This window comes from Bradyrhizobium cytisi (assembly GCF_008123515.1).
GTDB classification, from domain to species: domain Bacteria; phylum Pseudomonadota; class Alphaproteobacteria; order Rhizobiales; family Xanthobacteraceae; genus Bradyrhizobium; species Bradyrhizobium cytisi.
In genome coordinates, this window is sequence record NZ_VSSR01000047.1 from 133,948 (window position 1) to 146,362 (window position 12,415).

The following is a 12,415-nucleotide window of genomic DNA, read 5'->3' on the forward strand; positions in this document are numbered from 1 at the left end:
GGCTCATTGGCACATGCACCAGTATCAGGACCTGCTCGAGCGGATTCTTTCAGACGGCGCCGAGAAGACCGATCGGACCGGTACCGGCACGCTGTCGGTGTTCGGCCATCAGATGCGCTTCAATCTGTCCGCCGGCTTCCCGATGCTGACCACCAAGCGGCTGCCGCTGAAGGCGATCGTGCATGAGCTGCTGTGGTTCCTGAAGGGCGACACCAACATCAAATATCTGCGCGACAACGGCGTCACCATCTGGGACGAATGGGCGGACGCCAACGGCGATCTCGGCCCGGTCTATGGCCATCAGTGGCGCTCCTGGCCGGCGCCGGATGGACGCAGCATCGATCAGATCGCCAATGTCGTCGACATGATCAAGCGCAATCCGGACTCGCGCCGCCTGATCGTCTCGGCCTGGAATCCGGCCGAGGTCGACAAGATGGCGCTGCCGCCGTGCCACTGCCTGTTCCAGTTCTACGTCGCCAACGGTAAGCTGTCCTGCCAGCTCTACCAGCGCTCGGCCGACGTTTTCCTCGGCGTGCCCTTCAACATCGCCTCTTACGCGCTGCTCACCATGATGGTGGCGCAGGTCACCGGCCTGAAGCCCGGCGACTTCGTGCATTCGTTCGGCGACACGCATCTCTATTCCAACCATTTGGAGCAGGCGCGGCTGCAGCTCACGCGCGCGCCGCGAGCGCTGCCGGTGATGCGGATCAATCCCGACGTGAAGGACATCTTCTCCTTCCGCTACGAGGATTTCGAGCTCGTCGGCTACGATCCGCATCCGCATATCAAGGCAGCAGTCGCGGTCTAGCGCCGATGTCGCTCAACATCCGCCGCGCGCGTCCGGGCGAAGCCGGGCTCATTCTTTCGTTCGTCCGCGAACTCGCCGAGTACGAAAAGCTCTCGCATGAGGTCGAGGCGACCGAGGCGATGATTGCCGGCGCGCTGTTCGGCGCCGACCCGCGGCTGTTCTGCGCGATTGCCGAGTGGAACGGTGAGCCGGTCGGCTTTGCGGTCTGGTTCCTCAATTTCTCCACCTTCAGCGGCCGCCACGGCATCTATCTCGAAGATTTGTATGTGCGGCCGTCGCATCGAGGCAGGGGCCTCGGCAAGGCGCTGCTGGTCTATCTGGCGAAGGAATGCGTCGACAACGGCTGGTCGCGCTTGCAATGGGCGGTGCTCGACTGGAACGCGCCGTCGATCGCGTTCTACAAATCGCTCGGCGCGGCGTTGCTGGACGACTGGACGCTGTGCCGCGTCTCCGGTCCTGCGCTGACGCGGCTTGCAGGGAGCGCGTCCTGATGGAGATCGTCTTCGTCGTTGCGATTGCGGAGAACGGCATCATCGGTGCCGGCAACGCGATCCCGTGGCGATTGAAATCCGACATGGCGCGCTTCAAGGCGCTCACCATCGGCAGGCCCGTGATCATGGGCCGCAAGACCTTTGAATCCTTGCCTGGGCGCCGGCCGCTTCCGAACCGCACCAACATCGTGATCACGCGCGATCCGGCCTATCGCGCCGCCGGCGCTGTCGTCACGACATCGGCGGCGGATGCGGGCGCGGTTGCGCTTGGGGATGCCCTGCGGCGTTCAGCCGCTGAAATCGCCGTGATCGGCGGTGCCGAAATCTACCGGCAATGGCTCGATCGCGCCGATCGCCTCGAGATCACGGAAGTGCATGCGCGGCCCGACGGCGACACGCATTTCGACATCGACAGGGCGCGGTGGGATGAGACCGGGCGCGTCCGCCATCCCGCCGGCCCCGACGACAGCGCCGACTTCTCCTATGTGACATATCGTCGGCGGCGGTCCCATTAACTGCATTCGCCAATGTTTACATTGACTTTTCCGCCCCCGAGCATAGCTCGTGGGTCGGTTAGGCTTGCGTTGTAAGGGTCCTTTCGGTCCCCTATAAAGCCGGACCGGACAATGCGGGCCGGCTTAAGTTCTAGTCCCGGCCTGCCGAGGAGAGCGTCGAATGCCGTGGAAGAATCAGGGCGGTGGCCCATGGGGCTCGGGTCCGAAAGGACCATGGGGCACAGGCCCACAACCGGTCGGGCCGAGGCCGCCGGATCTGGAGGACCTTCTGCGGCGTGGCCAGGACCGGCTGCAGCAGATCATGCCGGGCGGCTATTTCTCCGGCATCGGCATCACGCTGATCCTGCTCATCATCGTCGCGCTCTGGCTGCTGTCGGGCTTCTTCAGGGTGCAGTCTGAAGAACAGGGCGTCGTGCTGCGCTTTGGCAAGCACGTGCGCACCGTGGACCCCGGGCTGAACTACCATCTGCCCTATCCGATCGAGACAGTGCTGCTGCCGAAGGCGCTGCGCGTGTCGACCATTTCCATCGGCATGACCCTGATCGACGATCCCGCCCGCCGCGGCCGCTCGATCCGCGACGTGCCGGAAGAGAGCCTGATGCTGACCGGCGACGAGAACATCGTCGATGTCGACTTCACCGTGCTGTGGCGGATCAAGCCCAACGGCGTCGGCAACTTCCTGTTCAACATCCAGAACCCCGAGGGCACCGTGAAGGCGGTCGCCGAAAGCGCGATGCGCGAGGTGATCGGCCGCTCCAATATCCAGCCGATCCTGACCGGCGCGCGGACGCAGACCGAGACCACCGTGCAGGATTTGATGCAGAGGACGCTCGACGGCTACGGCGCGGGCATCCAGATCGCCCAGGTGCAGATGCAGAAGGTCGATCCGCCGGCACAGGTGATCGACGCGTTCCGCGACGTGCAGGCGGCGCGCGCCAATCTCGAGCAGTTGCAGAATGAAGCCCAGACCTACGCCAACAAGGTCGTGCCGGACGCGCGAGGCCGCGCGGCGCAGATCGTGCAGGCGGCCGAAGGCTACAAGGAGCAGGCGGTTGCCGAGGCCAAGGGCCAGAGCTCCCGCTTCCTGAAGGTGTACGAGGAATACAAGAAGGCGCCCGACGTGACGCGTGAACGGATCTATCTGGAGACGATGGAGCGGGTGCTCGGTGGCTCCGAGAAGCTGATTTATGACGGAGGCTCCTCGGGCCAGGGCGTCGTGCCCTATCTGCCGCTCAACGAATTGACGACCAAGCGGCCCACCACGACGGGTCAGCAGTCGAGCGGAGGCACACGATGAGGTCTCCGGTTACAGGCATTGTCGCGCTGCTTGCGCTGCTGCTGGTGATGATCGTCGCCTACATGTCGCTGTTCACGGTGCAGCAGACCGAGCAGACCATCGTGCTGCAATTCGGTAAGCCGGTGGACGTCGTCACTGACCCCGGGCTGCACTTCAAGGCACCCTGGAACTCCGTGATCAACATCGACAAGCGGATCCTCGACCTGGAAAACCCGTCGCAGGAGGTCATTGCCTCCGACCAGAAGCGGCTCGTGGTCGACGCCTTTGCGCGCTACCGCATCAAGGACGCGCTACGCTTCTATCAGAGTGTCGGCTCGATCCAGGCGGCGAACCTCCAGCTCACTTCGCTCTTGAACGCAGCGCTGCGCCGCGTGCTCGGCGAGGTCAACTTCATCACCGTGGTGCGTGATGAGCGCGAGAAGCTGATGGGACGCATCCGCGAGCAGCTCGACCACGAGGCCGACGGCTACGGCATCGAGGTCGTCGACGTCCGGATCCGCCGTGCGGATCTTCCTGAGCAGAACAGCCAGGCGGTCTACCAGCGCATGCAGACCGAACGTCAGCGCGAAGCAGCCGAGTTCCGCGCGCAGGGCGGCCAGAAGGCGCAGGAGATCCGCTCCAAGGCCGATCGTGAAGCGACGGTGATCATCGCGGAAGCGAACTCGACCGCCGAGCAGACGCGCGGCGTGGGTGACGCCGAGCGCAACCGCCTGTTCGCCGAAGCCTATGGCAAGGATGCTGACTTCTTCGCTTTCTACCGGTCGATGACGGCCTACGAGAACGGACTGAAGAAGGACGACACCCGCTTCCTGCTGCGGCCGGACTCGGATTTCTTCCGGTATTTTGGTAACCCGTCCGGCAAGACGGCGACCGGGACGCCGGCGAAACCGTAAGCTAGACAAGGGCGGCAGGTTTGGCCGCCCTTCGTCCAGACAAGAACAGCACCACGGGAGGTTCCAATCCGATGAGGTCCATTGCGTTCGCCGACTTCCTCATCGGCTTAGGCATCTTGTTTGTGCTGGAAGGCTTGATGTTCGCGGCCAGTCCGAACTGGATGCGCAAGGCCATGAAAAGCGCCATCGCCACGCCGGACAATATCCTGCGGGCGGTCGGGATCGGCTCGGCCGTGGCCGGCCTGATCCTGATCTGGGTGATGCGACGGCCGATCTAGCGGCACAGCCAACGCCAAAGTGAAGGCGGGAGGCGGGTTTTCGCCGTATTATTCGAGTCTTGAGGCCCGTTAAGCTACGCGCTTGCGCCGCGCCCCCGTTCGAGCGCAGTCTTGAGGCCGAATCCTTATTCTCTGGAGACCACAATGACCGCTGCCACCATTGTCACGACCCGCTTGCGCCAACATGCGCGGTTTGGGCTGGCCGCGCTCGCCGTCGGCGCTTTCAGCGTGTTCGGCTCGCCGGCGCAGGCGCGCGGACCGGAGGGCATCGCCGACGTCGCCGAGAAGGTGATCGACGCGGTCGTCAACATCTCGACCTCGCAGACGGTCGAGGCCAAGGGCGGCGGCAGCAACACCATGCCGCAACTGCCGCCCGGTTCGCCCTTCGAGGAATTCTTCGATGACTTCTTCAAGAACCGGAAAGGACCCGGTGGCGGCAGCAAGGGCGGCGATAACGGCAGCGGCCCGCCGCGCAAGACCAACTCGCTCGGAAGCGGCTTCATCATCGACACCTCCGGTGTCGTCGTGACCAACAACCACGTCATCGCCGATGCCGACGAGATCAACGTCATTCTCAACGACGGCACCAAGATCAAGGCTGACCTCGTCGGTGTCGACAAGAAGACCGATCTTGCCGTCTTGAAGTTCAAGCCGCCGAAGCCGCTCGTCTCGGTGAAATTCGGCGACTCCGACAAGCTGCGTCTGGGTGACTGGGTGGTGGCGATCGGCAACCCCTTCAGCCTCGGCGGCACGGTGACCGCGGGCATCGTCTCGGCCAAGAACCGCGACATCTCCTCGGGGCCCTATGACAGCTACATCCAGACCGACGCCGCGATCAATCGCGGCAATTCCGGCGGCCCGCTGTTCAACCTCGAAGGCGACGTCATCGGCGTCAACACCCTGATCATCTCGCCCTCTGGCGGCTCGATCGGCATCGGCTTCGCCGTGCCGTCGAAGACGGTCGCAGGCGTCGTCGACCAGCTCCGCCAGTTCGGCGAATTGCGTCGCGGCTGGCTTGGCGTGCGCATCCAGAGCGTCACCGACGAGATTGCCGAGAGCCTCAACATCAAGCCGGCGCGCGGCGCGCTGGTGGCCGGCATCGACGACAAGGGCCCGGCCAAGCCGGCCGGCATCGAGCCGGGCGACGTCGTCGTCAGGTTCGACGGCAAGGACGTCAAGGACCCGAAGGACCTGTCTCGCGTCGTCGCCGACACCGCGGTCGGCAAGGAGGTCGACGTCGTCATCATCCGCAAGGGCGAGGAGCAGACCAAGAAGGTCACGCTCGGCCGCCTGCAGGATCCCGACAAGGTGCAGGCCGCCGTGAAGACCGACGAGCCGCCGCCGGAGAAGCTGGTGACGCAGAAGGCGCTCGGCCTCGATCTCGCCGTGCTGAACAAGGATCTGCGCACGCGCTACAAGATCAAGGACACCGTCAAGGGTGTGGTCGTCACCAATGTCGATGCCAATTCGGATGCTGCCGAGAAGCGTCTCTCCGCCGGCGACGTCATCGTCGAAGTCGCGCAGGAAGCGGTCGCGAGCGGCGCCGATATCCAGAAGCGGATCGAGCAGCTCAAGAAGGACGGCAAGAAGTCCGCGCTGCTGCTGGTCTCGAACGGCGACGGCGAGCTGCGCTTTGTGGCGCTGAGCGTGCAGTAGTCGAGGCAACGTCCTGTAGGGTGGGCAAAGCGAAAGCGTGCGCACCATCCTTTTTACCGTCGCAGCAAGAGTGGTGGGCACGGCGCAAGTGCGCCTTTGCCCACCCTACGGCGGCTCCGCGTTCGCTACCCCTCGACAAACTCCTCGCGCTTGTACCCCTGCGCATACAGCAGCGCGGTGAGATCGCCGTGATCGATCCTCGCCGCTGCCGCTGCAGCTACTGCCGGTTTGGCGTGATACGCCACGCCCAAGCCCGCCGCCTGGATCATCGCCAGGTCGTTGGCGCCGTCGCCGACCACGACCGAGTCGATGTCGTCGAGATCGAACGAATCCATGAGATCCACCAGCGTCGCGAGCTTGGCCGCGCGGCCCAAGATCGGCTCCTTCACTTCGCCGGTGAACTTGCCGTCGCGCACGACGAGCTCGTTGGCGCGATTCTCCTGAAAGCCGATTTTTGCGGCGACCGCGCTGGTGAACAGGGTGAAGCCGCCGGAGACGAGGCAGGTATAGGCGCCGTGGGCGCGCATGGTCGCGACCAATTCGCGGCCGCCCGGTGTCAGCGTGATGCGTTCGGCCACCACCTTGTCGACGACGCCGGCAGGGAGGTCCTTCAGTAGCGCGACGCGCTCGCGCAGCGCCGGCTCGAACTCGATCTCGCCGCGCATTGCGCGCTCGGTGATGGCGGCCACGTGGGCCTTCATCCCGACGAGATCGGCCAGCTCGTCGATGCATTCCTGGCCGATCATGGTGGAATCCATGTCGGCGAGAAAAAGCTTCTTGCGCCGGACGCCGGCAGGCTGCACCACGATGTCGATGGGCAGGTCGCCGCGAAGCTCGCGCAACCGCTCTTCGATGGCGTGACGGTCGCCTTCGAGGTTACTGTCGGCGCCGAAGGGAATGTCGACCGCAACCCCGTCGAACAGCCAGTGCGCGGGTACCGCTTGCGGCAGCACAGCGCGGGCGCCGTCGACGATGGTCGAGTCGAGGGCGGGATTGTTTGGGTTGCAGATCAGCGTGGCGACGAGGGACATTTGAGGTTTTCGTGAGCGAGAGGCATTCGAGCAAGGCCGTGCTTATCGCAGGCCCGACCGCCAGCGGCAAGTCGGCGCTGGCGCTGGAGCTTGCGCTGAGCGCGGGCGGAATCGTCATCAATGCCGATTCCATGCAGGTTTATCGCGACCTCCGCATCATCACGGCGCGCCCCACGCAGGATGAGGAGGCGCGCATTCCGCATCGCCTCTATGGCCATGTCGATGCGGCCGTGAACTTTTCCGCCGGCGCCTGGGTGGCTGATGCCGCGAAGGCGCTCGAAGAAGCGCGGATTGAGGGCCGCCTGCCGATCTTCATCGGCGGCACCGGGCTGTATTTCAAGGCGCTGACGGCGGGTCTCTCGGTGGTGCCGCCGATCGCTGCGGAAATACGTGAGGACGTACGTGCCCGATTGGAGCGGAACGGCGTCGAGGCGCTGCATGCGGAACTCGCGCGCCGCGATCCGCGTGCGGCCGAACGACTGAATCTCCGCGACCGGACGCGGATCGCGCGTGCGCTCGAAGTGATCGAGGCGACCGGCCGTTCGCTGCTCGACTGGCACCATGAGGGCCAGCCGCCGCTGCTGCCGAAGGACAGTTTTCGCGCGGTGTTTCTCGCGCCCGAGCGCGACGAGCTCTATGCCCGCATCGACGCCCGTTTCGACGCCATGTTGGCCGCCGGTGCCCTGACCGAGATCGAGCAGCTCGCCGCCCGCGGCCTGGACCCACTGCTGCCGGCCATGAAGGCTCATGGCGTGCCTGCGCTGATCCGGCAGCTGCGCGGTGAGCTCAGTCTGGAGGACGCCGCGATGATCGGCCGGGCCGACACACGCCACTATGCCAAGCGGCAATTCACCTGGTTCCGGCACCAGCTTCCCGAATTCGAGTGGGTGAAGCCGGACGAGGCGAGGGGATGGCTCGCGGGCGCCGCCAACGCGGCCCGAGCCTCCCGCTAAACGCGCTTTTGTGCTCGAGTTCTCGATTTTACCTCTCGCCGAACCCCGGGAACAACGCTACATTGCCAAAATCGCGCGGGAACGGCCGCTTTGCCTTGACATCGGGGCTTTGGTCGTTATGTTTCGCGCAACCTTTGGGAAGCTGAGCGCCTGCCATGCGTAATATTATTACCAACCTCCTTATCGTCGTCGTACCCAGGCACACCGCCGGGGGTGGCTAGCTGCCATCCATATGACAGGCGGTGTGCAGGGTCCCTCTTCGGGGCCTTTTTTATTTCCCGAATCAGACACGAACGAAGCCGCTGACAACAGCGCATCCGGAGCAAGCCAATGAGCGACAAGAGCCACGATCCGAACCAGATGACCGGCGCCGCGATGATCGTCCGCGCGCTCATCGATCACGGCGTGACCGACATTTTCGGCTATCCCGGCGGCGCGGTGCTTCCGATCTACGACGAGATCTTCCAGCAGAGCGAGGTCCAGCACATCCTGGTCCGCCATGAGCAGGGCGCGGGCCATGCCGCCGAGGGCTACGCACGCTCGACCGGCAAGCCCGGCGTTGCGCTGGTGACCTCCGGTCCCGGCGCCACCAACATGGTGACGCCGCTGACCGACGCGCTGATGGATTCGATCCCGCTGGTCTGCATCTCCGGCCAAGTGCCGACACATCTGATCGGCAACGACGCATTCCAGGAATGCGACACCGTCGGCATCACGCGCCCTTGCACCAAGCACAATTGGCTGGTGCGCGACGTCAACGATCTCGCAAAAGTGCTGCACGAGGCGTTCTACGTTGCGACCACGGGCCGTCCGGGCCCGGTGCTCGTCGACGTTCCCAAGGACGTGCAGTTCGCCACCGGCACCTATCATCCGCCGCGCAAGTCCGACGTGCACCGCTCCTATGCGCCGCGCGTGAAGGGCGATGCGACGCAGATCCGCAAGGCCGTGTCACTGCTCGCGGGCGCTAAGCGTCCGGTGATCTATAGCGGCGGCGGCGTCATCAATTCCGGTCCCGAGGCAACGAAGTTGCTGCGCGAGCTGGTCGAGGTCACGGGCTTCCCGATCACCTCGACGCTGATGGGCCTGGGTGCGTATCCGGCGTCGGGCAAGAACTGGCTCGGCATGCTCGGCATGCACGGCACCTACGAAGCCAACATGACCATGCATGACTGCGATGTCATGCTGTGCGTTGGCGCGCGCTTCGACGACCGCATCACTGGCCGTGTCGATGCGTTCTCGCCGAACTCGAAGAAGATCCACATCGACATCGATCCGTCCTCGATCAACAAGAACATCCGCGTCGACGTGCCGATCATCGGCGATTGCGGCAACATCCTCGGCGATATCCTGCAGGTGTTCAAGGCCGAGGCGAAGAAGCCCGACGTCAAGACCTGGTGGCAGCAGATCGCGCAGTGGCGCGCCCGCAACTCGCTCTATTACAAGAAGAGCAACGATGTCATCCTGCCGCAGCACGCGATCCAGAGCCTGTTCGAGCTGACGCGCGGCAAGGACACCTACATCACGACCGAAGTCGGTCAGCATCAGATGTGGGCGGCGCAGTTCTACGGCTTCGAGGAGCCGCACCGCTGGATGACATCGGGTGGTCTCGGCACCATGGGCTACGGCCTGCCGGCCGCGATCGGCGTGCAGGTCGCCCATCCCGACAGCCTCGTCATCGATATCGCGGGCGACGCCTCGGTGCAGATGACGATGCAGGAGATGTCGACGGCGGTTCAGTACGAGCTGCCGATCAAGATCTTCATCCTGAACAACCACTACATGGGCATGGTGAGGCAGTGGCAGCAGCTGCTCCACGGCAACCGATTGTCGCATTCCTACTCGGAGGCGCTGCCGGATTTCGTCAAGCTCGCGGAAGCCTATGGCGGCGTCGGTCTCCAGGTCACCAAGCCTGGCGATCTCGAAGGCGCCATCAAGGAGATGATCTCGGTCAAGCGCCCGGTGCTGTTCGACTGCCGCGTCGCGGCGCTCGAAAACTGCTTCCCGATGATCCCCTCAGGCAAGGCGCACAACGAGATGCTGCTGCCGGAGCAGGCCAACGACGAAGCCACGGCCAAGGCGTTCGCCGGCGGCAAGGCGCTGGTGTGAGTTAGCGGAACGATGGTTCAGGAGAGACGAGCGCGCCTTCTTCGCCTCTCCCCGCTTGCGGGGAGTCGCACGATGACCCGAGCAACTGCGAAAAATTCCGCTGTCATCGTCCGGCTTGACCGGACGATCCAGTACGCCGCGGCAGTCGTGGGAATCTCAGGCGCCGGTGATTACTGGATGCCCGCCTTCGCGGGCATGACGAAGAAGTTTTGAAAGGGACGACAATGAACCAGCCCGCATCCGCCTACTTCATCGAGGAGCGCCACGATCCCAACGAGACGCACACGCTTGCGGTGCTCGTGCAGAACGAGCCCGGCGTGCTCGCCCGTGTGATCGGCCTGTTCTCGGGGCGCGGCTACAACATCGAGAGCCTCACGGTCTCGGAGACCGAGAGCCAGACGCACCTCTCGCGCATCACCATCGTCACCACGGGCACGCCGATGGTGATCCAGCAGATCAAACACCAGCTCGACCGCATGATTCCGGTCTACCAGGTCGTCGACATGACCCAGACCAAGCGCTCGATCGAACGTGAGCTTGCGATGGTGAAAGTGCGCGGGCAGGGCGAACATCGCGTCGAGGCGCTGCGGCTGGCGGATGCGTTCCGCGCCCGCGTGATCGACGCCACCACCGAGAGCTTCGTGTTCGAGATCACAGGCAATACGGACAAAATCAACCAGTTCATCGACCTGATGCGCCCGCTCGGCCTTGTCGAGGTGTCGCGCACCGGCGTTGCCGCGATCGGCCGCGGGCCTGAGGGGATGTGACCCATGCTGGCGCGCGACTGGTACTACAACGAACGCAACCGGATGGGCATCGGGCCCGCGGTCGCGTCGATCTACGACAGTCACGATGACGCCGATATCCGGGCGCGCGCTGCGCTGAAGATGCTCGGGGTCCAGCGCGGCTGGCGCATCGCCGACATCGGTTGCGGCAACGGCGTGTTGGCGACCGAAGCCGCGCTGATGGGGGCCGAGGTCGACGCCATCGACATCTCGCCGGCGATGCTGGCGCTCGCCGAGATCTACGCGCGTGATCGCAAGGCGCCCGTGCGCACCCAGTCGGCCGGCCTGCTTTCCTTCGCCTACCGGCCGGACTCTTATGATTTGATCGTCAGCGAATTCACGCTGCATCACCTGCCGGATTTCTGGAAAGCGGTGGCGATGTCGCGGATCTTTCGTGCGCTCAAGCCCGGCGCGACCTTTTACCTACGCGACATCGTTTACGCGTCGATGCCTGACGCCGTCGAGCGCGACGTCGAGCAATGGGCCGACTTCCATATCAAGAACCACGATTTCTCGTGTGAGAGCGTGGTGACGCATATGCGCGACGAATATTCCACCTTCGGCTGGGTGATGGAGCGGATGCTGACCGATGTCGGCTTCACGCTGGTCTCGGCCGACTACCACGCCCCGATGCACGGCACTTATTTCCTACGCAAACCGAAAGCCGGCGAGCAAGGCTAGAAACAACAAGCAGGGCTGCACGACAGGGCAGAACCGGAAACAACAATGAAGCCGGCCGACATCCTCATCGCCCTCATGGTGGCGATCATCTGGGGGCTTGCCTTTGTGGCGAGCCGGATCGCGCTCGACGAGTTTTCGCCGGAGCTGATGACGGCGATGCGCTTTTCCATTGCCGCGGTGCCGTGCCTGTTTATTCCCAGGCCGAAGGTCGCCTGGTCGCTTCTGATCGCGATCAGTCTTACGCTGTTTCTCGGGCAGTTCCTGAGCCAGGCCTACGGCATCGCCCACGGGGTGCCGGTGGGGCTGACCAGCGTCGTGGTGCAGAGCCAGGCGCTGTTCACGATCGGTTTCGCGGCGTTGGTCTTCGGCGAGCGCCCGACGCCGGCGCAAACGCTCGGAATTGTCATTGCGGCCATCGGGCTGCTGATGATCTGCGGCACCGTCGGTTATGATTTCAGCGTCGGCGCCTTCGCGGTGCTGATGATCGCCCCGATCTGCTTTGCTGTCGGCAATCTCCTGCTGCGCGGTGCTCGCGGTGCGCCGATGTTCGATCTGTTCGCATGGCTGTGCCTCACCGCCGCGGTGCCGCTGTTCGCACTCGCGCTCGTCGTGAACGGACCGGTGCCGACCTTCCAGTCGCTGGTCCATATGTCGCTGACCGGCCTCATCTGCCTGCTGGTGATCGGCGCGATCTCCACCAGCATCGCCTATTGGCTGTGGGGCCGGCTGCTGCGTGACTATCCGGCTGCGCAAGTGGTGCCGTTCGCGCTGCTGGTGCCGTTCGTCGGTTCGGCTGCATCCAGCATCGTGTTCGGCGAGCGGTTCGGGCCGCTACGCCTCGCCGGCATGCTGACCGTGATCGGCGGCATTGCGGTGATGGTGCTGGTCAAGCGGCCGCAGCCGCTTGCGAAGATCGCGTGA

Annotated in this window: 14 protein-coding genes; 13 read left to right on the forward strand and 1 reads right to left on the reverse strand. The window is 64.3% G+C overall.

Translation table 11 applies throughout. The features are described from left to right. The first annotated feature begins 13 nt into the window (after nt 1-13). The 7 genes from FXB38_RS28090 to FXB38_RS28120 all read left to right on the forward strand — a co-directional run bounded on the left by FXB38_RS28090 (nt 14) and on the right by FXB38_RS28120 (nt 5,938). Nucleotides 14-808, forward strand: a complete 795-nt coding sequence (locus FXB38_RS28090; protein ID WP_148754171.1) for a thymidylate synthase — start codon at nt 14-16, stop codon at nt 806-808. Between the two features lie 5 nt (nt 809-813). Next, nucleotides 814-1,299, forward strand: coding sequence for a GNAT family N-acetyltransferase (locus tag FXB38_RS28095; RefSeq protein ID WP_148754172.1), 486 nt, complete (start codon nt 814-816; stop codon nt 1,297-1,299). Continuing rightward, nucleotides 1,299-1,814, forward strand: a complete 516-nt coding sequence (locus FXB38_RS28100) for a dihydrofolate reductase (protein WP_148754173.1) — start codon at nt 1,299-1,301, stop codon at nt 1,812-1,814. Before FXB38_RS28095 ends, FXB38_RS28100 begins: the two co-directional genes overlap by 1 nt. 160 nt (nt 1,815-1,974) lie before the next feature. Further along, nucleotides 1,975-3,111, forward strand: a complete 1,137-nt coding sequence (hflK, locus tag FXB38_RS28105) for an FtsH protease activity modulator HflK (protein WP_148754174.1) — start codon at nt 1,975-1,977, stop codon at nt 3,109-3,111. Beyond that, nucleotides 3,108-4,004, forward strand: coding sequence for a protease modulator HflC (gene hflC / locus FXB38_RS28110; protein ID WP_148754175.1), 897 nt, complete (start codon nt 3,108-3,110; stop codon nt 4,002-4,004). Before hflK ends, hflC begins: the two co-directional genes overlap by 4 nt. A gap of 71 nt (nt 4,005-4,075) precedes the next feature. Further along, complete coding sequence (locus FXB38_RS28115) at nt 4,076-4,282, forward strand: DUF2065 domain-containing protein (protein ID WP_057747247.1); 207 nt, start codon at nt 4,076-4,078, stop codon at nt 4,280-4,282. Between the two features lie 144 nt (nt 4,283-4,426). Continuing rightward, nucleotides 4,427-5,938, forward strand: a complete 1,512-nt coding sequence (locus tag FXB38_RS28120) for a Do family serine endopeptidase (RefSeq protein WP_148754176.1) — start codon at nt 4,427-4,429, stop codon at nt 5,936-5,938. Nucleotides 5,939-6,063: 125 nt separating this feature from the next. Here the strand turns inward: FXB38_RS28120 and serB are convergent, their stop codons facing one another. Further along, nucleotides 6,064-6,969 carry a phosphoserine phosphatase SerB gene (gene serB / locus FXB38_RS28125; protein ID WP_148754177.1) on the reverse strand — a complete coding sequence of 302 codons (906 nt, stop codon included), beginning with the start codon at nt 6,967-6,969 and terminating at the stop codon, nt 6,064-6,066. Between the two features lie 11 nt (nt 6,970-6,980). On the opposite strand from serB, the gene miaA reads away from it, so the two are divergent. From miaA to FXB38_RS28150, 6 genes are all read left to right on the forward strand, one after another. Further along, on the forward strand, nt 6,981-7,922 hold the full coding sequence (gene miaA / locus FXB38_RS28130) for a tRNA (adenosine(37)-N6)-dimethylallyltransferase MiaA (RefSeq protein WP_148754178.1): 942 nt from the start codon (nt 6,981-6,983) through the stop codon (nt 7,920-7,922). Nucleotides 7,923-8,252: 330 nt separating this feature from the next. Next, nucleotides 8,253-10,028: an acetolactate synthase 3 large subunit gene (locus FXB38_RS28135; RefSeq protein WP_148754179.1), complete on the forward strand. Its 1,776-nt coding sequence runs from the start codon at nt 8,253-8,255 to the stop codon at nt 10,026-10,028. A gap of 72 nt (nt 10,029-10,100) precedes the next feature. Next, entirely contained in the window at nt 10,101-10,241 is a 141-nt protein-coding gene (locus FXB38_RS43075; RefSeq protein ID WP_187435191.1) for a hypothetical protein, read from the forward strand. Nucleotides 10,242-10,252: 11 nt separating this feature from the next. Beyond that, nucleotides 10,253-10,795: an acetolactate synthase small subunit gene (ilvN, locus tag FXB38_RS28140; protein WP_148754180.1), complete on the forward strand. Its 543-nt coding sequence runs from the start codon at nt 10,253-10,255 to the stop codon at nt 10,793-10,795. A 3-nt stretch (nt 10,796-10,798) separates the two neighbouring features. Continuing rightward, the gene (locus FXB38_RS28145; RefSeq protein ID WP_148754181.1) at nt 10,799-11,494 is read left to right on the forward strand and encodes a class I SAM-dependent methyltransferase; all 696 of its coding nucleotides are present in this window, start codon (nt 10,799-10,801) and stop codon (nt 11,492-11,494) included. Nucleotides 11,495-11,539: 45 nt separating this feature from the next. Continuing rightward, complete coding sequence (locus tag FXB38_RS28150; protein ID WP_148754182.1) at nt 11,540-12,415, forward strand: EamA family transporter; 876 nt, start codon at nt 11,540-11,542, stop codon at nt 12,413-12,415.